Source organism: Nonomuraea sp. NPDC059023 (genome assembly GCF_042740095.1).
Classification (GTDB): Bacteria; Actinomycetota; Actinomycetes; order Streptosporangiales; family Streptosporangiaceae; genus Nonomuraea.
Genome location: NZ_JBHYIO010000025.1, coordinates 95,640 through 117,157, shown reverse-complemented (window position 1 = coordinate 117,157; position 21,518 = coordinate 95,640). Strand labels below are relative to the sequence as shown.

21 protein-coding genes are annotated in these 21,518 nt (G+C 70.7%); 12 read left to right on the top strand and 9 right to left on the bottom strand.

Annotated features, from left to right (window positions below):
* Window positions 1–8: 8 nt before the first annotated feature.
* The gene (locus ACFWYW_RS35980; protein WP_379610582.1) at window positions 9–1,007 is read right to left on the bottom strand and encodes a hydroxyacid dehydrogenase; all 999 of its coding nucleotides are present in this window, start codon (window positions 1,005–1,007) and stop codon (window positions 9–11) included.
* Window positions 1,008–1,165: 158 nt separating this feature from the next.
* On the opposite strand from ACFWYW_RS35980, the gene ACFWYW_RS35975 reads away from it, so the two are divergent.
* The 4 genes from ACFWYW_RS35975 to ACFWYW_RS35960 are packed head-to-tail and all read left to right on the top strand — an operon-like array spanning window position 1,166 to window position 6,812.
* Window positions 1,166–2,161 carry an ABC transporter permease gene (locus ACFWYW_RS35975; protein WP_379610581.1) on the top strand — a complete coding sequence of 332 codons (996 nt, stop codon included), beginning with the start codon at window positions 1,166–1,168 and terminating at the stop codon, window positions 2,159–2,161.
* The gene (locus ACFWYW_RS35970) at window positions 2,148–3,038 is read left to right on the top strand and encodes a carbohydrate ABC transporter permease (protein WP_379610580.1); all 891 of its coding nucleotides are present in this window, start codon (window positions 2,148–2,150) and stop codon (window positions 3,036–3,038) included. Before ACFWYW_RS35975 ends, ACFWYW_RS35970 begins: the two co-directional genes overlap by 14 nt.
* Before the next feature lie 25 nt (window positions 3,039–3,063).
* A complete protein-coding gene (locus ACFWYW_RS35965; RefSeq protein WP_379610579.1) occupies window positions 3,064–4,722 on the top strand; it encodes an extracellular solute-binding protein in 1,659 nt (552 codons plus the stop codon).
* Entirely contained in the window at window positions 4,719–6,812 is a 2,094-nt protein-coding gene (locus ACFWYW_RS35960) for a right-handed parallel beta-helix repeat-containing protein (RefSeq protein WP_379610578.1), read from the top strand. The genes ACFWYW_RS35965 and ACFWYW_RS35960 overlap by 4 nt, the downstream gene beginning before the upstream one ends.
* Here the strand turns inward: ACFWYW_RS35960 and ACFWYW_RS35955 are convergent.
* From ACFWYW_RS35955 to ACFWYW_RS35940, 4 genes are all read right to left on the bottom strand, one after another.
* The gene (locus tag ACFWYW_RS35955; RefSeq protein WP_379610577.1) at window positions 6,799–7,491 is read right to left on the bottom strand and encodes a hypothetical protein; all 693 of its coding nucleotides are present in this window, start codon (window positions 7,489–7,491) and stop codon (window positions 6,799–6,801) included. The two genes, ACFWYW_RS35960 and ACFWYW_RS35955, sit on opposite strands and share 14 nt — an antisense overlap.
* Complete coding sequence (locus tag ACFWYW_RS35950; protein ID WP_379610576.1) at window positions 7,491–8,495, bottom strand: hypothetical protein; 1,005 nt, start codon at window positions 8,493–8,495, stop codon at window positions 7,491–7,493. The genes ACFWYW_RS35955 and ACFWYW_RS35950 overlap by 1 nt, the downstream gene beginning before the upstream one ends.
* 76 nt (window positions 8,496–8,571) lie before the next feature.
* Complete coding sequence (locus ACFWYW_RS35945; protein WP_379610575.1) at window positions 8,572–9,348, bottom strand: enoyl-CoA hydratase-related protein; 777 nt, start codon at window positions 9,346–9,348, stop codon at window positions 8,572–8,574.
* Window positions 9,345–10,127, bottom strand: a complete 783-nt coding sequence (locus ACFWYW_RS35940; protein WP_379610574.1) for a PaaX family transcriptional regulator C-terminal domain-containing protein — start codon at window positions 10,125–10,127, stop codon at window positions 9,345–9,347. Before ACFWYW_RS35940 ends, ACFWYW_RS35945 begins: the two co-directional genes overlap by 4 nt.
* A 180-nt stretch (window positions 10,128–10,307) precedes the next feature.
* Between ACFWYW_RS35940 and ACFWYW_RS35935 the strand changes: the two genes are divergently transcribed.
* Window positions 10,308–10,475 (top strand): DUF3117 domain-containing protein, encoded by a 168-nt coding sequence (locus tag ACFWYW_RS35935; protein WP_181019706.1) that lies wholly within the window; start codon window positions 10,308–10,310, stop codon window positions 10,473–10,475.
* A gap of 80 nt (window positions 10,476–10,555) precedes the next feature.
* Window positions 10,556–11,968, top strand: coding sequence for a leucyl aminopeptidase (locus ACFWYW_RS35930; RefSeq protein WP_379610572.1), 1,413 nt, complete (start codon window positions 10,556–10,558; stop codon window positions 11,966–11,968).
* A gap of 6 nt (window positions 11,969–11,974) precedes the next feature.
* On the opposite strand, the gene ACFWYW_RS35925 is transcribed toward ACFWYW_RS35930, so the two are convergent.
* Entirely contained in the window at window positions 11,975–12,613 is a 639-nt protein-coding gene (locus ACFWYW_RS35925) for an O-methyltransferase (RefSeq protein ID WP_379610571.1), read from the bottom strand.
* Between the two features lie 161 nt (window positions 12,614–12,774).
* Here ACFWYW_RS35925 and sigE point away from each other — a divergent pair, with 161 nt between their 5' ends.
* The 4 genes from sigE (at window position 12,775) to ACFWYW_RS35905 (ending at window position 16,751) form a co-directional block, all read left to right on the top strand.
* Window positions 12,775–13,392, top strand: coding sequence for an RNA polymerase sigma factor SigE (gene sigE, locus ACFWYW_RS35920; RefSeq protein ID WP_184967914.1), 618 nt, complete (start codon window positions 12,775–12,777; stop codon window positions 13,390–13,392).
* A gap of 2 nt (window positions 13,393–13,394) precedes the next feature.
* The gene (locus ACFWYW_RS35915) at window positions 13,395–13,898 is read left to right on the top strand and encodes an anti-sigma factor family protein (protein WP_379610570.1); all 504 of its coding nucleotides are present in this window, start codon (window positions 13,395–13,397) and stop codon (window positions 13,896–13,898) included.
* 154 nt (window positions 13,899–14,052) lie between these two features.
* On the top strand, window positions 14,053–15,684 hold the full coding sequence (locus ACFWYW_RS35910; RefSeq protein ID WP_379610569.1) for a trypsin-like peptidase domain-containing protein: 1,632 nt from the start codon (window positions 14,053–14,055) through the stop codon (window positions 15,682–15,684).
* Window positions 15,685–16,385: 701 nt separating this feature from the next.
* Complete coding sequence (locus ACFWYW_RS35905) at window positions 16,386–16,751, top strand: sec-independent translocase (RefSeq protein WP_379610568.1); 366 nt, start codon at window positions 16,386–16,388, stop codon at window positions 16,749–16,751.
* A 303-nt stretch (window positions 16,752–17,054) separates the two neighbouring features.
* Here ACFWYW_RS35905 and ACFWYW_RS35900 read toward each other — a convergent pair whose 3' ends face one another.
* Entirely contained in the window at window positions 17,055–18,194 is a 1,140-nt protein-coding gene (locus ACFWYW_RS35900) for an Mrp/NBP35 family ATP-binding protein (protein WP_379610567.1), read from the bottom strand.
* Between the two features lie 107 nt (window positions 18,195–18,301).
* Between ACFWYW_RS35900 and ACFWYW_RS35895 the strand changes: the two genes are divergently transcribed.
* Window positions 18,302–18,763: a MarR family winged helix-turn-helix transcriptional regulator gene (locus ACFWYW_RS35895; protein WP_379610566.1), complete on the top strand. Its 462-nt coding sequence runs from the start codon at window positions 18,302–18,304 to the stop codon at window positions 18,761–18,763.
* Here the strand turns inward: ACFWYW_RS35895 and ACFWYW_RS35890 are convergent.
* Window positions 18,747–19,211: a DUF1003 domain-containing protein gene (locus ACFWYW_RS35890; protein ID WP_379610564.1), complete on the bottom strand. Its 465-nt coding sequence runs from the start codon at window positions 19,209–19,211 to the stop codon at window positions 18,747–18,749. The genes ACFWYW_RS35895 and ACFWYW_RS35890 overlap by 17 nt on opposite strands.
* Window positions 19,201–20,415, bottom strand: a complete 1,215-nt coding sequence (locus ACFWYW_RS35885) for a magnesium transporter MgtE N-terminal domain-containing protein (RefSeq protein WP_379610563.1) — start codon at window positions 20,413–20,415, stop codon at window positions 19,201–19,203. The genes ACFWYW_RS35890 and ACFWYW_RS35885 overlap by 11 nt, the downstream gene beginning before the upstream one ends.
* 96 nt (window positions 20,416–20,511) lie before the next feature.
* Here ACFWYW_RS35885 and ACFWYW_RS35880 point away from each other — a divergent pair, with 96 nt between their 5' ends.
* Window positions 20,512–21,453, top strand: a complete 942-nt coding sequence (locus ACFWYW_RS35880; protein ID WP_379610561.1) for a DMT family transporter — start codon at window positions 20,512–20,514, stop codon at window positions 21,451–21,453.
* Window positions 21,454–21,518 lie beyond the last annotated feature (65 nt).

The following is a 21,518-nucleotide window of genomic DNA, read 5'->3' as shown; positions in this document are numbered from 1 at the left end:
CTTGTCACTCACGCTATTCTGCCCAGTTCGTCGATGTGGATCTCGTGCCTCAGCGGCCGGCCCGAGCAGTAGCGCGCCACCTCGTCCAGCGCCGAGTCGGCCAGCCTGGCCAGTTCGCCGCCCTGGGCTCCGGCCAGGTGCGGCGTGACGAAGACGTTGGGCAGCGCGAAGAACGGGTGGCCGGGCGGCAGCGGCTCGGGATCGCTGACGTCGAGTATCGCGTCGAGCCTGCCGCTCGTCACCTCCTCGGTCAGGGCGAGCGTGTCCACGAGCGCGCCGCGGGCGGTGTTGACGAGCACGGCGCCGTCGCGCATGAGCGCCAGCCGGTCGCGGCCGATCATCTGATGCGTCTCCGGGGTGTCCGGCGCGTGCAGGGTGACCACGTGCGAGCGGCGTACCAGTGTGTCGAGGTCGGTCAGCCGTCCGCCCAGCGCCGCGGCCTCGCCCGGATCGGCGTAGGGGTCGTAGACCAGCACCTCGGCGTCGAGGTTGCGCAGCAGCGCGAGCACCCGCCTGCCGATGCGTGACATGCCGACGACGCCGATCGTGATCCGGTGGGTGCCCAGCCACGGCATGCCGGAGAAGTCCCGCCTGCTGCCCTGGGTGCGGTAGCGATGGGCCATCGTGAACGCCCGCTTCGCCCCGAACACGATCGCCGCGAAGGTGAACTCGGCCACCGGGATCGCGTTCGCGTCGGCCGCGCTGGAGACGCGTACGCTGCGCAGTACCACCGGATCCAGGAACGTCTTCACGGTGCCCGCGGCGTGTGCGATCAGCCGCAGCCCCGGCGCGGCCCGGAGCAGCCGCTCGTCGAACGGCGGGCAGTTCCAGCCGGTCACGAGCACCTCCGTCTCCGCCAGGATCTTCTCGTCCACCTCGTGCATGACCTCGTCGTGGAGGTCGACCAGGCGGGCCAGCCGGTCGAGGGCGCCCCCGCTGAAGACCGACTCGCGCACGCCGGGCCCCATGGCCAGGGCGGCACGCGGTCTTCGGCTCTCTTCCCGCACGTGTTTCGCTCCCCGATAGTAAGCGCGTTCTATGAACTTGAGGCCGCACGCTAGGCCCTGCCTGCGGTGCAGTCAAGCGATCTGCCCTTTCGCTAGCAAGGGTCTTGACGAATGGGGAAAACGCTTACTACGGTCACGGCCAATCGGAGGGACGACGCATGACGACTTCATCGCAACCGCGTGCCGCCGTGACGCCCCGCCGTGTCGCAACCGGTACGGCGGGCGCCGCGCCACGCAAGCTGCCTCTGCGCAAGCGGATCTGGCGTGACCGGGTCATGCTGCTGCTGACCCTGCCGGGGCTGGTCTACTTCCTGGTCTTCCACTACGCCCCGCTCATCGGGTACGTGGTGGCGTTCAAGGACTACCAGCCGTACGTGGGCTTCATCGACAGCCCGTGGATCGGCCTGGCCAACTTCGAGCTGGTCTTCGGCGACAGCCGGTTCTGGACCTCCGTGGTCAACACCCTGAAGATCACGCTCACCCAGCTCGTGCTCTTCTTCCCGGCGCCGATCGCCCTGGCTCTGCTGCTCAACAGCGTGATCAGCGACAAGGTCCGCAGGTTCGTGCAGAGCGTGGTCTACCTGCCGCACTTCATCGGCTGGGTGATCATCGTCTCGATCTTCCAGCAGATCCTCGGCGGCGCCGGCGCGCTGCCCAACCTGCTGGAGAGCGTGGGCCTGCCCCGGGTCGACGTCATGACGAACCCGGACACCTTCCCGCTGCTCGTGGCGCTGCAGGTGCTCTGGAAGGACGCCGGCTGGGGGACGATCATCTTCCTGGCCGCGCTGCTCTCCATCAACCAGGAGCTCTACGAGGCGGCGGCCATGGACGGCGCGGGCCGATGGCGCCGGCTCTGGCACGTCACGCTGCCCGGCATCACGCCGATCATCGTGCTGCTGCTCATCCTCAACCTCGGCAGCATCCTGTCGGTCGGCTTCGAGCAGATCCTGCTCCAGCGCGACGCGGTCGGGCCCGAGTCGGCCGAGGTGCTGGACACGTTCGTCTACTACAACGGCATCCGGGACGGCCAGTGGGGCCCCGCCGCGGCGGTGGGCCTGATCAAGGCGATCGTCGGCGCGGCCCTCGTGCTCGGCGCGAACAAGGTGGCGCACCTGCTGGGCCACGAGGGGGTGTACCGCGGTGCGGCCAAGTGAACGTCCGGCCTGGATGGAACGGCCGGGCAAGGCCGGCCTGGCCGTCAAGGGCGCGATCCTGCTCGGCGTGAGCCTGCTGGTGATCTACCCGTTCGTCGGCGTGATCGGCACCAGCCTCTCGGCCGAGACCGACATCGCCAAGGCCGGCGGCTTCGTCCTGCTGCCGTCCGCGCCGCAGCTCGACGCCTACCGGGCCATCTTCGAGGGCGGCACCGTCACCCGCGCGCTGCTCGTCAGCGTGCTCGTGACCGGCATCGGCACGCTGGCCAGCCTCGCCGCCACGATCGGCATGGCCTACGGGCTCAGCCGCCGCGAGGTCACCGGTTCGCGGGCCATCCTGGTCGTGGCGCTGTTCACGATGCTGTTCAACCCGGGCATCATCGCCGGCTTCCTGACCGTCCAACAGCTCGGCCTGCTCAACACCTTCGCCGCGCTCGTCCTGCCCAGCCTGGTCAGCGCCTTCAACCTGGTCGTCCTGCGCTCGTTCTTCATGAACCTGCCGAACGAGCTGATGGAGAGCGCCCGCATGGACGGCGCCGGCGACCTGCGCATCCTCGTCCGGATCGTGCTGCCGCTGTCGAAGGCGGTGATCGCGGTGATCGCCCTGTTCTACGCGGTGGCGTACTGGAACGCCTTCTTCAACGCCCTTCTCTACCTCGACGACACCGAGAAGTGGCCGCTGCCGATGATCCTGCGCATGTTCGTGCTCCAGGGCCGGACGCTGGAGAGCCTCGGCGGCGGCGCGGAAGCACCTGCCCCCGTCCAGGCCATCCAGATGGCGGTGCTCGTGGTGGCGGTCGTCCCGATCCTCATCGTCTACCCCTTCCTCCAGCGCTACTTCACCAAGGGCGTGCTCACCGGCGCCATCAAGGGCTGAACCCCCCACCCGAAGGAAGATCCACATGAACCTCTCCAGGCGCGGCTTCCTCGGCCTCGCCGCGGGCGTGGCCGTCACGTCGCTGGCGAGCGCCTGCGGCGGCGGCGGCGCGCAGGCGCCCGCGACGAAGGCCCAGGGACTCACGGTCAAACTGCCGACCTACACGCCGCTGTCCTCGATCCCCAAGCCCGACCTGCCCGGGACCGCGGCGGGCGTGCCCGACGCGTACTTCACCTACCCGAAGGAGCTGTTCAAGGCGGTCCAGAAGCCGCCCATGTCCGGCGGCCAGGTGAAGATCGCGATGAAGACGTTCCTGCCGCCGCCGCCCGGCCGCGAGCAGAACGCGGCCTGGCGGGAGATGGAGAAGCGGCTCGGCGGCACGGCCGACGTCATGATCGTGCCCACCGACGACTGGCCGACGAAGTTCTCCACGCTGGTCGCGGGCGGCAACCTGCCCGACATCTTCCCCTACATCTCCACCCAGGGCGTCAACAACCTGCCCGCCTTCGCCGCCAGCCAGTGCGCCGACCTGACCCCGTTCCTGTCGGGGGACAAGGTCAAGGAGTACCCGAACCTGGCCGCGCTGCCCGAGGTCTTCTGGAAGCAGGGCATCATCGGCGGCAAGCTCTACGGCGTGCCCGTGCCGCGCAACCTCGTCGGCGGCCTCGGCTTCTACCGGCACGAGATGTTCGCCCAGGCCGGCGTCACCGACCTGGCCCAGATCACCGATCTCGACCGCTTCGCCGAACTGCTCAAGGAGCTGACCAGGCCGCAGGAACGGCGCTGGGCGATCGTCACCGCCACCGGCGGCGTCTTCGGCCTGTCGATCTTCACCCAGCTGTTCGGCGTGCCGCTGGAGTGGCGCCTGGACAAGGCGAGCGGCAAGCTCACCCACGCCATCGAGACCGAGGAGTACCGGGCGGCCCTGGAGTACGTGATCAAGCTGCGCGAGGCCGGCGTCATCTACCCGGGCTCGGAGGGCTTCGACACGCTCAAGCGCAAGAACGAGTTCAACTCCGGCCGCGCCGCCATCACCTACGACGGCCTGCCCGCCTACCTGGGCCCCGGCAACTACCTGCAGACCCAGAAGAAGATCGACCCCAAGGCCGACCCGCGCCCGCTGCTGCCCATCGGCGCCAAGGCCGTGACGTTCGCCAACAACATCGCCTTCTCCACCAACCTGCTGAAGAAGGCCGGCGAGGCCAGGGTCAAGGAACTGCTGCGCGTGGCCGACTTCTTCGCCGCGCCGTTCGGCAGCGAGGAGTTCACGCTCATCCAGTACGGCCTGGCGGGCACCGACCACACCCGCGACGACCAGGGCAACCCGATCCTGACCGATCAGGGCGCCAAGGACATCACCGTCCCGTGGAAGTACATCGCCGCCCCCACCCAGGCCGTCTACGACCCCACCTCGCGCGAGGGCGTCGAGCACGTGCACGCGGCGCTGTCGAAGATGATCCCCCAGGCGGTCTACGACCCGACCACCGGCATGTTCTCCCCGACCGCCGAGAACAAGTTCGAGTCGCTCTACACCATGCGCAACGACAAGGTCACCTCGATCGTCGCCGGCCGGGCCAAGCTGAGCGAGCTGGACCAGCTCGTCAAGGACTGGCGGGCCCAGGGTGGCGACAAGATCCGCGCCGAGTTCGAGCAGGCGCTCCAACAGTCGGGCGGTCCCCGGTGAAGGTCTACCGGGTCGCCCCCGGCCACTCCCTGGAAACCACCCGCGACAAGGTACGGCAGGCCGTGGCGGCCGGCATCGGCCACGACATCGAGATCCGCCTGTCCGGCGGCCTCCACCGGCTGGCCGGCCCCCTGACCCTGGACGAGCGCGACAGCGCCCCCGAGGGCCGCACGATCACCTGGACCGCCGAGCCCGGCGAGAAACCGGTGCTGTCCGGCGGAGTACACCTGACCGGCTGGCGTGAGGAGGCGGGCCGCTGGGTCACCGAGGCGCCGGAGGGCGTGTCGCCCAGGCAGCTGTTCGTGGGCGGCGTCCGGGCGGTGCGCGCCAGGAGCGACCCCCGCCTCGCGGCGGCCGGCGAGGTCACCAGGGACGGCATGACCGGGGCGCCGGCCGGCGTCGTGGCCGCCTGGTCCGATCCGGGCAACGCCTCGGCGGTCATCCGGGTGCGCTGGCGCAACTACCACTGCCGCGTCGACAGGGTCGAGGGCGACCGCGTCGTCTTCGCCCGGCCGTGCTGGGCCAACTCGGCGTCCGGCACCGGCCGCACCGGCCCCGCCTGGGACTTCACGACCGTGGACGCCGACCGCCACGCCAAGATGGTCCACTTCGAGAACGCCGTCGAGCTGCTCGACCGGCCGGGCGAGTTCGTCTATGACCGCGGCAACCGTACCGTCACCTATCTGCCGCGCGCGGGGGAGAGCCCCGAGGACGTCGTCGCGCCCGCGACCGAGACGCTGCTGCGGATCGAGGGCGCGGCGCGGGTACGGGTGCGCGGGCTGGCCTTCGAGCACGCCGCCTACCGGCAGCCGGACACCGAAGAGGGCTACGCGGGCACGCAGGCGGGGCTCACGCTGACCGGCGCCACCGGCCCGGCCGGCCAGGCGGGCCGCCACTACACCAAGCCGGCGGCGGCGCTCGTGGTCCGCGGCGGGCGGGAGATCGCGGTCGAGGACTGCGTGTTCACGCGGCTCGGCGGCGCCGGCGTGATCTTCGAGGCGGGCACGAAGGACTCCTCGATCACCGGCTCCACCTTCGCCGACCTGTCCTCCGGCGCGGTCTACGTCGGTGACACCGAGCCGAACCCACCCGCCGGGCTGCGCGGCGAACGCAACACCGTGGCCCGCAACCTCATCATCCAGGTGGGGATCGAGTTCACCGACGCGGTGGGGATCTGGGCCGGGTACGAGAGCTCGCTGGTCGTGGATCACAACACGCTGGAGCGGCTGCCGTACTCGGGAATCTCGGTCGGCTGGGGCTGGAACCAGCCCGAGGCGCAGAACCCCGACATGCGCGACAACAAGCTGACCAACAACCGGATCACCGACGTGATGCTCGTCGAGCACGGTCAGCACGACGGCGGCGCCATCTACACCCAGGGCCCGCAGCCCGGCACGGTGATCAGCGGCAACTACGTCAACCGCTCCGCCTACGGCAACACCGAACGCGACGGCAACGGCGTCTACCTGGACGAGCAGAGCTCCCACATCCGTGTCGAAGGCAACGTGATCACCCGCGTCGGCTACAAGTGGATCTCCAACTGGGCCGAGTACGGCATCGGCAACCTCGCCACCGGCAACTGGACCGACACCGAAGCCCCGCCCCTGTCCGGCCGCGGCTCGCGCGCCGAGCACAACCACACCGCTCTGGAACGGCTCCCGCCCGAAGCCCTGGACGTGGCCGGGCGAGCCGGAGCCACCCCAGGCGAGGTCGAGCAGCTGGCCCCCGACCTGGCCCGGGGAAGGCCCGCCACCCAGTCGACGACCGAGGCTCCGGCGGCCAACGCCGTGGACGGCTCCACCGCCACCGACAGCAGGACGGCGAGCGAACCCGGCGCCTGGTGGCAGGTCGACCTCGGCGCCGCCCTGCCGCTGACCGAGGTGGAGATCTGGAACGACGCCGCGATGACCACCTCCGGCTTCGACGTCGTCCTCGCCACGCGCGCCGACCTGTCCGACGCCCGGCGCGTCCACGTGCCGGGCAGGGCGCTGCGGCCCACGTTCGTGCCGGTCACGGGCGAGGCCCGCTACGTCCGCCTCCAGCGCGCGGACACCGGCGGGATCGGCCTGGCCGAGGTCAGGGTTCGCTAGGCAGGCGGCGCCAGTACTGCTTCTTGCCGTCCTCGCGCACCACCAGGTCCAGCCGGGCCAGCTCGGCCCGCAGCTCGTCGGCGTCGTCCTTCTGGTCCTTCTCCAGGGCCACCTGCCTGGCCCTGAAGAAGGCGTGGGCGGCGGCGTCCAGGCCGGGGTGCCCGTCGGCCCACAGCCGGAACTCCGCCCCGGCCGGATCGCCGGCGACCCACGGATAGCCGCGGGCCAGGAAGGCCCGCTCGATGTCGGCCCGCCGGGGCAGGTCACCGCGGGTCCTGACCAGTTCCTCGGTCCGGTGCCCCTGGACGACGACGCGCTCGCCGTCCAGGAAGACGGCCGACGCGTCGGCCCTGAGCGCCTCCCATCGCCGCTCGCCGTGCGTGAAGACGGCCCGCGTGTCGTCCACCGCGATCCCCAGGTGGTCGGCGATGACCAGGAACGCCAGCACCAGCCCGGCCACGGCCCCCAGCCCGAGCGCCCCCATCGTCGCGTACGGCTCCGCCAGCCCCGCCAGCAGCTTGACCGGCTTCTCGAACGGCACCCACGGCCAGGTCGCCGCCCACCCGATGAGCGCCTTCACCAGCCACAGCACCCCCGCCCCCAGCAGCGGCCCGCCCGCCCAGACCAGCACGCGGTGCAGGGCGGGAATCGTCACGACGGTCTGGTCAGAAGCAGGCATCAGCGAAGTTCGGCTTTCTTTCCGGCGGCTTTCTTACCAGCAACGATGATCAGCACGACCACGCCCAGGGCGAAGGCCGTGTTGTGGCCCAGTTTGGCGGCTGTGGAGACGTCCCCGATCGGCTGGGTGACGAACGCGCCCGCGGCCTGGGCCAGCAGCGCGGCGCCCGCCGCGGCGAGCCGGTGTATCTGCCCCCAGCCCGTCCGCCTCGACCACAGCACCAGGAGCACGGCCAGCACCGCGAGCCGCCCCGCGTAGACGGCGAACCCCGTCCAGTCGACCAGGGAGGTCGTCCACTCCAGGACCTGGGAGACCGACATGAGGACGAACGTCACCCCGCCGACCACCCACGGACCGGGCGCGGGCCGCGAATCCGCGGGCCCCGGCCGCGTCCTGACCGCGAACGCCACCGCGACCAGCGCCAGGACCACCGCGCCCGCCCCGGCCAGCTGCCCCGTGGACGGGACGAAGTTCTCGGTCTCCAGATGCCACCGGACCACGAACCACGCGGCGCCCGCGAACGCCACCGCCGTGACGACCGTCCCCGGCCACCCCAGCCACGGCGTGGTCCTGCGCTCCGGCCGCATGAACGACTCCACGATCGCGATCGGCGCGCAGATGCTGAAGACCACGTGCCCGGCCACCCAGTGCAGCGACAGGTACGCCCCGATGCCGAGCTGCGGGATGTAGGTGGGCTCCAGCATCGGCGCCAGGAACGAGATGTCGCGGTAGGACGGGTTGAACATCGCCTGGTCGATCAGGCCGGGCTGGAGCACGCCGAAGGCCGCCGCCAGCAGGAACATCGTGGGCCAGCCCCGGCCGGCCCTGCGGGCGCCCTCGCGGATGAGGAGGGCGGCGGCGCCGTACAGGGGGACGAAGACGATCAGGCCGCCGAGCAGCTCGGTGACATTGCCCGTGGAGGTGTCGTAGCCGCTGAGGTACTCGGCGCAGGCCGGGGCCAGGAGCAGCAACCCCAGTGCCGGTGGCAGGCCTTTGAGGGACATGCCCACGACGCTAGGGACGGCGGTGGCCGGTGCGGATCGGTCCTCGGGCTATGGGGGACCGACCAAAGTCGATGGGTCAGCGACCGTAGAAGGTGGGGCGCTCCTTGACCAGGAAGGACCGGGTGGCGTCGAAGTGGTCGTCCGTGGCGGCGCACTCGTCCTGGAGGGCCGCCTCCAGTTCCAGGGACTCGGTCAGGGTGTGGGTGGCGGCGTAGGCGAGCGCCCGCTTGGTGGCCGCGTACGCCTTGGTGGGGCCGTGCGCCAGCCGTACCGCCAGCTCCTGGGCGGTCTTCAGCACCTCCTCCGGCGCGACCACCCTCGTCACCACGCCCAGCTCCAGCGCCCGCCGGGCGTCCAGCGGCTCGCCCAGCAGCAGGAGCTCGGCCGCGCGGCCGGGTCCGACGAGGCGCTGCAGCGTCCAGGAGGCGCCCGAGTCGGGGGCCAGGCCGATTCCGCTGAAGGCCATGGCGAACTTCGCCTTCTCCGAGGCCACCCGCAGGTCGCAGGCGAAGGCCAGCGAGGCGCCCGCCCCCGCGGCCACGCCGTTGACCGCCGCCACCACCGGCTTGGGCATCGTGGTGATCAGCTCGACGATCGGGTTGTAGTGCTCACGCACCGTGCCCGCCAGGCCGCGGCCCGCCTCCATGTTGTCCGAGTGCTCGCGCAGGTCCTGTCCGGCGCAGAACGCCCGGCCGGAGCCGGTCAGCAGCACCGCGCGCACCATCGGGTCATCGGCCGCCCGGCGCAACGCGGCGAGCAGGGCCGTCTTCAGCTCGGCCGTCAGCGAGTTCATGGCGTCGGGGCGGTCGAGTGTGATGGTGGACACGCTCTCGGACACGTCGTAGCGGATCACAGGGTCTCCAGGTTGTGGTCGACGAATGCGGCGGCTCTGGGCAGCAGGCGCGCGGCCTCCTGCTCGAAATATGCCCGCGCCTTCTCGCCCGGCCACCCCGGCGGCAGCAGTTCCGCGGGCAGGCCGGGATCGCGGAACAGGAAGTTACGCCAGCCGTGGACCAGCACGCTCCTGGTGGCGAAGACCCGGTCGTCGGGCGCGTGCGCGGGCAGCGAGTCCACCAGCGACCCGGCCTCGGCCAGCCAGCGCTCGTACGCCGCGGCGATGCCGTCCAGGTCCCAGGCGCGGGCCACGAGCTCGCACGGGTCGCCGTCCAGCGCGGCGTCGAAACGGTCGGCCACCACGCCCTCGCCGTCGAGCAGGTTGTCCAGCTCGATCGAGGACCGTGGACCGATCCAGGTCGTCTCGGACAGCGCCGCGTAGCCGAGGAAGGTGAGATCGGCGCGCAGCCGTTCCCGCCTGGGGCGTTCCCGCACCGGCCCGAAGACGATCACGTGCCAGCGTCCACGCCAGCCGAGCGTCCCCGGTCGGTAAATTCTCAGTGCTGCCTCGTCCAGGCGCCTGACGCACTTCGGAGTCAGGCCGTATCCGGGTCCGTGCGGCAGCCGGACCGGCGACAGCCAGCCCTGTCTGACCATGCGCGAAACGGCCGTGCGTACGGCGGGAGCGGCGATTTCCAGGGGTTTCATCAGCCGCACCAGGGCGGCAACGGAGGCCTGGCCACCGCGTGATCGCAGGTGGTCTCCGTAGAGGTCGAACAGGCCGGCGCGTGCGTGCACGAAGTCCAGTTTGGACGTCTTCGCACCCCTGGACAACGCATTCTGGGAGGAGATCGTTACCCATGAGGGCTCTCGATGCGGGAGAATAGGACATCACAGAAGACGTGAATGCGCCGGCCACCCTCCTGGAGGGCCGGCGGTCGCGGGCCGCGGGAGCCCAAGGCAGGAAGGGATACACGCATGGCGGCGATGAAGCCGCGGACCGGCGATGGTCCGCTGGAGGTCACCAAGGAAGGGCGCGGCATTGTCATGCGCGTCCCCTTGGAGGGTGGCGGCCGGCTCGTCGTGGAGATTTCCGCCGACGAGGCGCAGGCGCTCGGCGAGGCGTTGAAGAACGTCGTCGGCTGAGCGCTTCCCGAGACAGCTTCGATCGACGGCCCTGGCGTGCCTCCGCGCCAGGGCCATTGACGTGTTTGGAGAGATGACCCGTGCCCATTGAGACCACGACGTCGGTGGTTTCCGAGATCCCCGCCGAGGCCGAGCTGCTGGCGGTGCCGTACTCCTCCGACCTGGAACCGGCGCTCTCCCTCGACCTGCTCCTGCCCCCGGCGGCGCTGCTGGCCCACTACGAGGCCAAGGGCGAGGCCGGCGAGATCGTCGAAGTGCCCGTGGCGCGGGGTGAGGAGGTCGGGCGCGTCCTGCTCTACGGAGTCGGGGACGGCTCGCCGAAGGCGCTGCGCAAGGCCGCCGCCGCCCTGACGCGCCGCGCGAAGGGCCGCGACACGCTCACCGTCGTCGTTCCCGACGGCGACGGCGCGGCGTTCGCCGAGGCCGCGCTGCTGGCCGCCTACAGCTTCAAGGTCACCTCCTCGCCGGGCAAGAAGCCCGTCTCCGCGCTCGTGTTCGCCGGCGCCGACGAGCAGGCGGTACGGCGCGGCGAGATCGTCGCCCAGGCCGTCGCGCTCGCCCGCGACCTGGCCAACACGCCCTCGTCGGTGAAGAGCCCGGCCTGGCTGGCCGAGCGCGCCGGCGAGCAGGGCGTCCCCGTGCGCGTGTGGGACGAGGAGGAGCTGCGGGCCGGCGGCTTCGGTGGCATCCTCGCGGTCGGCCAGGGCTCGGCGAACCCGCCGCGGCTCATCCAGCTCTCCTACGACCCGCCGGGCGCCACCAGGCACGTGGTGCTCGTGGGCAAGGGCATCACCTTCGACTCGGGCGGGCTGTCGCTGAAGCCGTCCGACAACATGAAGGTCCAGAAGACCGACATGGCCGGCGGCGCCGTCGTCATCGCGGCCGTGTCCGCGCTGGCCAAGCTGGGCGCGAAGGTTCGGGTCACCGGACTGGTGGCGGCGGCGGAGAACATGCCGTCCGGCAGTGCGCAGCGGCCCAGCGACGTCATCACCCATTACGGCGGCCGCACGGTCGAGGTTCTCAACACCGACGCGGAAGGCCGCCTGGTCCTGGCCGACGCCCTCGCCTACGCCGACGACACGCTCGCCCCCGACGCCCTCGTGGACATCGCGACCCTCACCGGCGCGATCAGCGTCGCCCTCGGCCGCAACGTGGGCGCCGTCTACGCCACCTCGGAAGAACTCGCCGGAGAGCTGCTCGGCGCCGGTCAGGCCAGTGACGACCGGCTGTGGCGGATGCCGCTGATCGATGACTACGCGCCCGCGCTGGAGTCGTCGATCGCGGACCTGGCCAATGTCGAGGTGGGTTCCCGCTTCGGCGCCGGATCGATCACGGCCGCGCTGTTCCTGCGGGAGTTCGCGGGCAAGCGGCCCTGGGCCCACCTGGACGTGGCCGGGGTGGGGCGCAGCACGGTGGACGAGGGCGTGCTGACCAAGGGCGCCACGGGCTTCGGCGTCCGCCTTCTCGTGGAGTGGCTCGGCCGCCCGGCCTGACCGCCTTCAGTCGCTCAGCTTCACCGCGGCCAGCAGCCCGTCGCCCAGCGGCATCATCAGTGGCCGTAGCCGATCGTCACCCTGCACGAGCTTGCCCAGCTCGCGCAGGGCGACCGTGTCCGGGTCGCGCTGCGCCGGGTCGGCCACCCGGTTGTGCCACAGGACGTTGTCGAACGCGACGATCCCGCCCACGCGCAGCAGCCTGACGGCCTCGGCCAGATAGTCGGAGTACTCCTGCTTGGCGCCGTCGGCGAAGACCATGTCGTACCCGCCGTCCGACAGCCGGGGCAGCACGTCGAGTCCACGGCCGACGATCAGCCGCACCCGCCCGCCGGAGAACCCGGCGTCGGCGAAGGCCTGACGGGCCAGCCGCTGGTGCTCAGGCTCGACGTCCACGCTGGTCAGCGTGCCGTCGGGACGCATGCCACGCAGCAGCCACAGCCCCGACACACCGCAGCCGGTGCCGATCTCGACCACCGACTTGGCGTTGAGCGCCGTGGCGAGGAAGCAGAGCGCCGCCCCGCCTCCGGGAAGGATGGGCACCGCACCCATCTCCTGGCCGCGCTGCCGCGCCGCGAGAAGCACCTCATCTTCCAGATGGAACTGCTCCGCATAGGCCAGAGTGGCCTCTACCGGGCTGGTCATCGGCCCCCTCCCCCCACTTTCGTGCGATTGGTCACCGATCGCAGCCTAGGGGAGACACGCCCGGACGGGAACTCAAGTCGGTCCTAACGCGTTGCAGGTTTAAACGGGCTTTGCCGGTCCGGAAGGCAGGCAGTGCGCATGAAGGGACGAAACCAGGCACTATGGCTGTAGCGGTGGTCCCAAAGAGAGGAGCCTTGGTGGACGGAAGCGACCACCAGGTGTCTGAGTGGACTCCTCCCACCTGGGAGGAGGTCGTGCGGACGCACTCCGCGCGCGTGTATCGGCTGGCGTACCGGCTGACCGGCAATGTCCATGACGCCGAAGACCTCACACAGGAGGTCTTCGTCCGGGTATTCAGGTCATTGTCCAGCTACACCCCCGGCACGTTCGAGGGCTGGCTGCACCGGATCACGACGAACCTGTTCCTTGACATGGCGCGGCGCAAGCAGCGCATCCGATTCGAGGGATTGGCGGACGACGCGGCGGAACGGCTGCGCGGTCGTGAACCGTCTCCGGCGCAGGCGTGGGACGACGCGCACTTCGAGGCCGACGTTCAGGCGGCGCTTGACGCGCTCGCCCCCGAGTTCCGTGCCGCGGTGGTGCTCTGTGACATCGAAGGCCTGTCGTACGAGGAGATCGCGGCCACGCTCGGCGTGAAGCTGGGTACGGTCCGGAGCCGTATTCATCGTGGCCGGGCACAGCTGAGGGAGTCGCTCGAACATCGGGCGCCCCGAGGCGCTGAACTCCCCCCGACCGTGATCCGTGGGGAGGAAGGCTAGGAATGTCTCATCTTGGAGAGAGTGTTTCCGCGCTCGTCGACGGCGAACTGAGCCACGTCGAGCGCGAACGGGCGCTGGCCCATCTCACCTTCTGCGCCGAATGCAGAAGGGAGGTCGAGTCGATGCGGGCGCTGAAGTCGCGCCTGCGCTCGCTCGACGGCCCGGCCATGCCCGCCGACCTGACCATGTCACTGCTGCGGATGTCCGAACCGGGTGGGCCGCTGCCGCCGCGCGAACGCCCTTTCCCTCCCACGTTTGGAGGGGTGCCGCTCCCGGGTCCGCACAGCATCTCCCCTTTGGACAACCGGCCGCGAAGGGACGCCTTCGGTGGTACTTCCGGCCCTGGACGGGGGAGTAGGCGCCGCGGCGCCTACGTGGCCGTGGGCGTCATGTCCGCCGCGGTCGCGCTCGGCACCTTCTTCGCCGTCAACAGCACCGCCGAGGTGGGCAGCCCGCCGCCGGTCGAGCTCTTCCAGGTTCAGCAGGCGCCGGGCAACACCCCGTGATGTCCTGGGCCATTGGCCTGGGATACTCGAAGGATGGCGTAGTCGTCGGTGAGAGGGGCATACGATCGGGGTTCGGGCCTTACAGGGGCTTATGACCCACGTATGCCGTTCACGCCAGGATTGCGGTGTCCGAGCGAGGAGTGGTGAGACTTAGATGACCGACGAGACGCGCCCCACTGAAGGACGCATGCCGTCGGACTCCCCCGAGTCGCAGGAGCGGCCGGAGTTTCTGCCCGCGGGCGAGGAGCAAGGCGCCTGGGGAGACCCGTCGGGCCGCTCCGCCAACCCGCCACCGTCGTACGGCGGGCCCGGCGACCAGCCGCCTCCCACGTTCGGCAACCCGCCCTCCGACCCGCCCTACGGGTCGTATGGTTCGTACGGCTCATACGGTGAGGCCGCGCCCACGTTCGGCGGCCCGACCGGCGAGCAGGAGCCCCGGTTCGGGACGCCCGCGCAGCCGTCGTTCGGCCCGCCGCCCTACTCCGGCTCCTACGCGGGCTATGGCGGCGGCACGCCCCGGCAGGGCGACACCGCCGTCTACAGTTCCCCGCAGTACGGTGGCGAGACCCCGCCGCCTCCGCCACCCCAGAACGCCTTGGGCATGGGCTCCGGCTGGGCCCCGCCGCCCGGCCCCGGCGCGGGAGTACCGCAGCGCAAGGTCGCCCTGGGCACCGGCGGGCTGATCGCCGTGGCCGTGGCCATCGCGCTGATCGCCTCCGGTCTCGGCAGCGTCGGCACGTACCTGCTCACCAGGTCGGGCGGCGGCACCGACCCCTCCTACACGCTCGGCCCCGCGCCCAGCGGCGCGATCAACCGGCCTCCGGAGTCGGTGGCGGGCGTCGCCTCGCGTGTCCTGCCCAGCGTCGTGTCCCTGGAGGTCGGCAACGGCGGCGCCGAGGGCGCCAGCGGCTCCGGCTTCCTGATCAAGGACGGCTACGTGGTCACCAACAACCACGTCGTCGCCATGGCGGCCAGCGGCGGCGAGATCCAGATCATGTTCGCCAACCGCAAGACCACCACGGGCCGCATCGTCGGCCGCGACCCGGGCTCCGACCTGGCAGTGGTGAAGCCGGAACAGACGTTCGGCACCCCGGAGATCACGCTCGGCAACTCCGACCAGGTCGTCGTCGGCGACCCGGTCATCGCGATCGGCTCCCCGCTGGGCCTGAGCGGCACCGTCACCACCGGCATCGTCAGCTCCCTGAACCGCCCGGTCATCGCCGGAGACGAGAGCGGCCGGGCGGCCGAGGAGCCCGCGTACATCTCCGCCATCCAGACCGACGCCGCCATCAACCCCGGCAACTCGGGCGGCCCGCTGGTCAACGCCAAGGGCGAGGTCATCGGCGTCAACTCGGCGATCGCGACGCTGAGCCGTTCGTCCTCCAGCCAGGGCGGCAGCATCGGCCTGGGCTTCGCGATCCCGGTCAACCAGACCCGCCGGGTGGCCCAGGAACTGATCACCACCGGCAAGGCCAAGCGCCCCCGGATCGGCATCGTCCTGGACAAGAACTACCGGGGCCAGGGCGTCCGCATCGCCTCCGAGCCGGACCAGGGCCGCCAGCCCGTGGACGCCGGCGGCCCGGCCGAGAAGGCGGGCCTGAAGGCCGGCGACGTCATCCTGGAAATGGACGGCCTGCGCCTCCAGGACGGCAACGAACTGATCGCCCTGATCCGCGCGAAGGCCCCCGGCTCCAAAATCACCGTAAAATACGAACGAGCCGGCCAGGAACGCACCGCCACCCTGACCGTGGTCGCCGACGAAACCCCCTCCCCGTCGCCGTCGTGACCGGCGAGCCTTTCTCCTCTCCATGAAGCGTCGCTTCGCGCATCGTCTGTAGGCGTGGACTCGGTGCTTGTTCGTGCGGTGCTTGTTCGTGCGGTTTCCGTTACGGCAAGCCGCGCCACCGCCACCCGCCGACGCGGGCGGGCGCCGATCGTGGGGATCGCTTCCCACGTCGCACAAATGACCCACCGCAACGGCCCGACGTAACCGGCTGACACGGGCAGGTTGACCTGCTCGCACGACCACGCTTGCCCGGCTCACACGGCCGGTCCTGGTCAGCCCGGCGGTCCCGCGACCCGGCAGCCCCGCTGTCCGGCAGCCCGGCGGTCCGGGAGCCCTGCGGCCGGGTGGTCCTGCGGTCCGGCGGTCCGGGAGCCCGGCGGCCGGGTGGCCCTGCGGCTCCGCGGCCTGCGGGCGGCCAGGCGCCCCGCGGTACGGCGGCCCCGCGATACGGCGGCCCGGTTACACGGCTGCACGGTGGGGTGGGGTTGTGGGTTTGTGGTGGGTTTGGAGGGGTTGCCGGGTGGTTGGGGTGGTTGTGGGTTGTTGTCCTGGGGTGGGGTTGGGGGGTGTCGGCTGGTTGGGGGTTGATCTTGGGAATCGTCTTGGCAGGTGGGTGGGCGTTCTAAGTGGCCTTGCGAACCCTTAGTCTGGGAGTGGCCGGGGTTGTCCCCGGAGCCAGTTGGACTGCGGTAGGAGTTCAGGTGTTCGGACTCGGGTGGGCGGAGATCGGGGCGCTCGTCGTCATCGGGTTGCTGGTGTTCGGGCCCGACAAGCTGCCCCAGGTGGCTTCGCAGGCGGGTCAGACCCTGCGCAACCTCCGCCGCATGGCCACCAACGCCCGCGACGACCTGCGGACCGGGCTGGGCCCGGAGTTCTCCAATTTCGATCCGGCCGACCTCAATCCCAAGAACTTCGTCCGTAAGCACCTGTTGGACGACATCGAGGATTCCTGGAACGACCGGCCTCAGCAGGAGCTTGAGCCGGTCGCCGCCGCTCCGTACGCGCCGGAGCCTCTGGAAGAGCTCGGCTACGGCGAACTCCCGCCCTACGACTCCGAAGCCACCTAACCCCGACCCACCTGCCGCCCGTCCTGTCTGGCGTGCGTGTCGACCCCTTACCGCCCTGCCCAAAAGCCCTGGGCGGGTCCTGGTCAAGTGTGGCCGTTGCGGTGGGTCATTTGTGCGACGTGAGAAGCGATCCCCACGATCGGCGCCCGCCCGTGTCGGCGGGTGGCGTGGGGGCGGCTTGCCGTAACGGATGGGGGCGGTTGAAAGAGAACCCCAGAAAGCGCCCACAGCGCCTCTAAACGGCGCGCGCCGCGTCGGCGGAGGGCCGACGCGGCAGACGCGGCGGAGAGCTGGAGAACGGCGTCAGCGGGCGGTGGGCGAGATGCCGAGTTGCATGCCCTTGAGGCTGTTCGCGCGCTTGCTCAGGGCGTCGGCGATCGAGCGGAGCTCCGTGGCGGCCGGGGAGTCGGGGTCGGTGATGACGAGCGGCTTGCCCTCGTCGCCGCCCTCGCGCAGGCGCATGTCCAGCGGCACCTGGCCCAGCAGCGGCACGCGGGCGCCCAGCGTGCGGGTCAGCGCGTCGGCCACGTTCTGGCCGCCGCCCTCGCCGAAGACCGGGATGCGCTCGTCGCAGTGGGGGCAGGGCAGCCAGGACATGTTCTCGATCACGCCGGCGATCTGCTGGTGGGTGGAGGCGGCGATCGAGCCCGCCCGCTCGGCCACCTCGGCGGCCGCCTGCTGCGGGGTGGTCACGACCAGGATCTCGGCCCCGGGCAGGCGCTGCGCCACCGAGATGGCGATGTCGCCGGTGCCTGGCGGGAGGTCCAGGAGCAGGACGTCGAGGTCGCCCCAGTACACGTCGGCGAGGAACTGGTGGAGGGCGCGGTCGAGCATCGGGCCGCGCCAGACCACCGGCGTGTTGCCCTCGGGCTTGAACATCCCGACCGAGATGACCTTGATGTCATGCGCCACCGGCGGCATGATCATGTCTTCGACCTTGGTGGGCCGTTCGGCGGCGCCGAGCATGCGGGGGATGCTGTGGCCGTAGATGTCGGCGTCGACGATGCCGACCTTGAGGCCGTTGGCGGCCATGGAGGCCGCGAGGTTGACGGTGACGGAGGACTTGCCCACGCCGCCCTTGCCGGAGGCGACCGCGAACACGCGGGTCAGCGAACCGGGCTGGTTGAAGGGGATCTCCTTCTCGGGCCCCTTGTTGCCGCGCAGCTTGGTCTGGAGCTCCTTGCGCTGCTCGGTGCTCATCACGTCGAGTTCGAGCTCCACGCCCGCGACGCCTTCGACCTTGGACACGGCGTTGACGACGTCGCGGCGGATGGTGTCCTTCATCGGACAGCCGGCGACGGTGAGGTAGACGCCGACGCGGACGGCGCCGTCGGGGGCGATGTCTACGCTCTTGACCATGCCCAGATCGGTGATCGGGCGGCGGATCTCCGGGTCGATGACGGTGGCGAGGGCGGCCGTCACCAGTTCCTGCGTCGGTGCCATGGAAATCTCGGCACTCCTTTGTGGTTTATGGATGACGGGTTCCATCGTATGAACCCGAGGCAAGTCGCTGCTGTATAGATGTGCGTGCAACGTTCTAAGGTTACTCCGTGACTGTTCTGCGCGACGAGGGCCTCGACGTCCGGGAGCTCGAGGTCTGGCGGGCGCTGCAGCGTGCGCAGGTGCGGGTGGCCCGCCACCTGGAGGCCGAGCTGCTCGTCGCCCACGACCTCCCGCTGGCGTCCTACGACGTGCTGATGCAGCTCGCCGAGGCCCCGGAGCGGCGGCTGCGGATGAACGACCTGGCCGACCGCGTGCTCCTCTCGCGCAGCGGCCTCACGCGCCTGATCGACCGTCTGCAGCGCGACGGGCTCGTCGCGCGCGAGGCGTGCGCGAGCGACGCGCGCGGCCTGTTCGCCGTGCTCACCCCCGAAGGCGAGGTACGGCTGGCCGACGCCACCCCCACCTACCTGCGCGGCGTCAGGACCCAGTTCCTCGACCCGCTCAGCGAGGAGGACCTGAGCCGCTGCCGGGCGATGCTGGCCAAGCTGGGCCTCACTGAGGAGTCCTGACCTGCTGGGCCTGCTGGAGTTCTGAGCGGATGAAGTCGCGGGTGGCCATCTCGCCGAGCGTGATCCTGAGCCCGGCGATCTCCCGGGTCAGGAACTCCAGCTCGGCCTGGCTGGCCTCCCGCGCCTGACGGTCCTGCTCGCCCTGCACGCGGTCGCGGTCGGCCTGCCGGTTCTGGGCGAGCAGGATGAGCGGGGCCGAGTACGACGCCTGCAGCGACAACATCAGCGTGAGAAAGATGAACGGGTACTCGTCGAACCGGACGGCGGCCGGCGCGAGCACGTTCCACAGCACCCAGCACAGCACGAACACCGTCATGTACACGAGGAACCGCGCGGTGCCGAGGAAGCGGGCGATCCGCTCCGACAGCCGCCCGAAGTCCTCCGGGTCGTAGTGCGGCCGGATCGAGCGCCTCAGCTCGCGCGGCTGGTCGAGTCGCTCACGTGGCATGTCGCTCCCGCCAGTCTTCGGGCAGCAGGTGGTCGAGCACGTCGTCCACGGTCACCGCGCCGACCAGCCTGCCGCCCTCGTCCACGACGGGCGCGGCCACGAGGTTGTACGTGGCGAGGTAGGACGTGACCTCGGGCAGCGTGAACCCGGGCCTGATCGGGTCGATGGTGTGGTCCAGCGTGGCCCCCAGCAGCATCGACGGCCGCTCGCGCAGCAGCCGCTGGAAGTGCGCGACTCCCAGGTACGCGCCGGTGGGCGTCTCGGTGGGCGGCCGGGTCACGTACACCTGGGCGGCCACGGCCGGCGAGAGGTCGCGCTGGCGGATGTGCGCGAGCGCCTCCGCGACGGTGGCGCTGGGCGGCAGCACGACCGGTTCGCTGGTCATCATGCCGCCGGCGGTGTCCTCGTCGTAGTCGAGCAGCCGCCGCACGGGCGCGGCCTCGCCGGGCTCCATCAGCGACAGCAGTTGCGCCGCCTGCTCGACGGGAAGGTCCTGGAGCAGGTCGGCGGCGTCGTCCGGGCCCATCTCGGACAGCACGACGGCGGCGCGGGTGGGGGCGAGGGTGGTGAGGATGCCGATCTGGTCGGTGAAGGGCAGCTCTTCCAGTACGTCGGCGAGGCGTTCGTCACCGAGTTCCGCGGCCACCTCGACCCGGCGCTTGAACGGCAGCTCGTGCAACGCGTTGGCCAGGTCGGCGGCGCGTTCGGTCTCGAAGGCGGCGATCAGGCCGGCGGCGCCCTGGTCGCGCTGCATGGCGTCGAAGCCGCGTACCTCGCCCCAGTCGACGACGCGGGTCTCGCGCCGCTTGCCCTTCTGGTAGATGGCGACCTTGGTGAGCGTCCAGTCGGTCCTGCCCTGCTCCATGGCCAGGTCGTAGACGATCCAGGGGCGGTCGTCGAGGGTGACGGTCTGGTCGAGGAGCTGGCCGATCGCCAGGGTCTCGGTGACGCGTTGTTCGAACCTGCGCATGTTGAGCCGTCCGGAGAAGACCACGGCTCCGGTCTCGATGGCGCGTACCCGGGTGATGGGCAGGAACACGCGACGGCGCGGCTGCACCTCGACGACCAGCCCGTGCGCGCGCGGCGGCAGCGTGCCCTCGGCGGTGGGGCGCAGGGACACCACCACGTCGCGGACACGGCCGATCTGGTCACCGGACGGGTCGAAGACCGGGGTCCCGGCCAGCCGGGCGACGAAGATCCTCACCTGAGCAGGCTAAACGAGTGAGGGCGGCCGGGCATTGCGCCTCGCCCACAGGGCATGTCAGTATCCATCGGACATAACACTCATTACTCTCAGGATGTGTTGACGTTGCGGTATGCGGGACTGGCGATCGCCTTCGTCTCCTCGTGTTGTTTCGCCTTCTCCGGGCCGATGGCCAAGTACCTGAACGCCGCCGGACTGGTGCCGATCGAGGCGGTCTGGGTGCGGATGGCCGGTGCCGGAGTGCTGCTCGTGGCTGTGCTGGCCGTGGTCAAGCCGCAGGCGCTGCGCATCCCGCGCGACAAATGGGGCTTCTTCGCGGCCTATGCGGTGATGGCGGTGGCGGGGGTGCAGGCGTTGTTCTTCCTGGCCATCACGCGGCTGCCGGTGGGGGTGGCGTTGCTGCTGGAGTACATGGCGCCGGTGATGGTGGTGGTGTGGGTCCGCTTCGTGCGCAAGGTACGGCTGCCGCGGGCCGCGTTCGTCGGCGCGGTGGTGGCCGTCGTGGGCCTGGGCGTGGTGGTCGAGGTGTGGCAGGGACTGCGCTTGGACGCTCTGGGGTTGTTGCTGGCGTTGGTGGCGGGGGCGTGCTGCGCCGGATATTTCCTGATGAACGACAGTTTCGGGGAGGAGATCGACTCGCTGGGTTTGATCGCATGGGGAATGATCGGCGCCGCAGTCGTCCTGGCCCCGTTCGCCCAGCCGTGGAACATCCGCTGGAGCGCCTTCACCCAGACCGTGGCCCCGAACGGCGGAGTGGCCCTGCCCGTCCTCGGGGCGTACGTGTGGATGGTCCTGGTGGCCACCGTGATGGCGTACATCCTGGGCGTCAACGCCGTCCGCCGCCTGTCGGCCGCGGTGGGCGCGACGGTGGCATCCCTGGAGGTCATAGGAGGCGCCATAGTCGCCTGGGCACTGCTACGCGAGTCCCTGGGCCTGTTCCAGATCATCGGCGGCCTGACGGTCCTGAGCGGCGCCCTGCTCGCCCAGACCGCCACCGCCCAGCCGGCCCCCGTCCGCGAGCCGGTGCACGCGGCCTGACTCCGGCTGGTTTGCCGGTTCGGCAACGAGGTTTGCCTGGTTGCGGGTGGGCGGCGAATAGTGCG

Excerpts from the sequence above, each read along its gene's own strand:
- ACFWYW_RS35890 (WP_379610564.1), bottom strand. The coding sequence starts at position 19,211 with ATGCCACGTGAGCGACTCGACCAGCCGCGCGAGCTGAGGCGCTCGATC.
- ACFWYW_RS35925 (WP_379610571.1), bottom strand. The coding sequence starts at position 12,613 with ATGACCAGCCCGGTAGAGGCCACTCTGGCCTATGCGGAGCAGTTCCAT.
- ACFWYW_RS35950 (WP_379610576.1), bottom strand. The coding sequence starts at position 8,495 with ATGTCCCTCAAAGGCCTGCCACCGGCACTGGGGTTGCTGCTCCTGGCC.
- sigE (WP_184967914.1), top strand. The coding sequence starts at position 12,775 with ATGGCTGTAGCGGTGGTCCCAAAGAGAGGAGCCTTGGTGGACGGAAGC.
- ACFWYW_RS35935 (WP_181019706.1), top strand. The coding sequence starts at position 10,308 with ATGGCGGCGATGAAGCCGCGGACCGGCGATGGTCCGCTGGAGGTCACC.
- ACFWYW_RS35965 (WP_379610579.1), top strand. The coding sequence starts at position 3,064 with ATGAACCTCTCCAGGCGCGGCTTCCTCGGCCTCGCCGCGGGCGTGGCC.
- ACFWYW_RS35955 (WP_379610577.1), bottom strand. The coding sequence starts at position 7,491 with ATGCCTGCTTCTGACCAGACCGTCGTGACGATTCCCGCCCTGCACCGC.
- ACFWYW_RS35915 (WP_379610570.1), top strand. The coding sequence starts at position 13,395 with ATGTCTCATCTTGGAGAGAGTGTTTCCGCGCTCGTCGACGGCGAACTG.
- ACFWYW_RS35975 (WP_379610581.1), top strand. The coding sequence starts at position 1,166 with ATGACGACTTCATCGCAACCGCGTGCCGCCGTGACGCCCCGCCGTGTC.
- ACFWYW_RS35910 (WP_379610569.1), top strand. The coding sequence starts at position 14,053 with ATGACCGACGAGACGCGCCCCACTGAAGGACGCATGCCGTCGGACTCC.
- ACFWYW_RS35900 (WP_379610567.1), bottom strand. The coding sequence starts at position 18,194 with ATGGCACCGACGCAGGAACTGGTGACGGCCGCCCTCGCCACCGTCATC.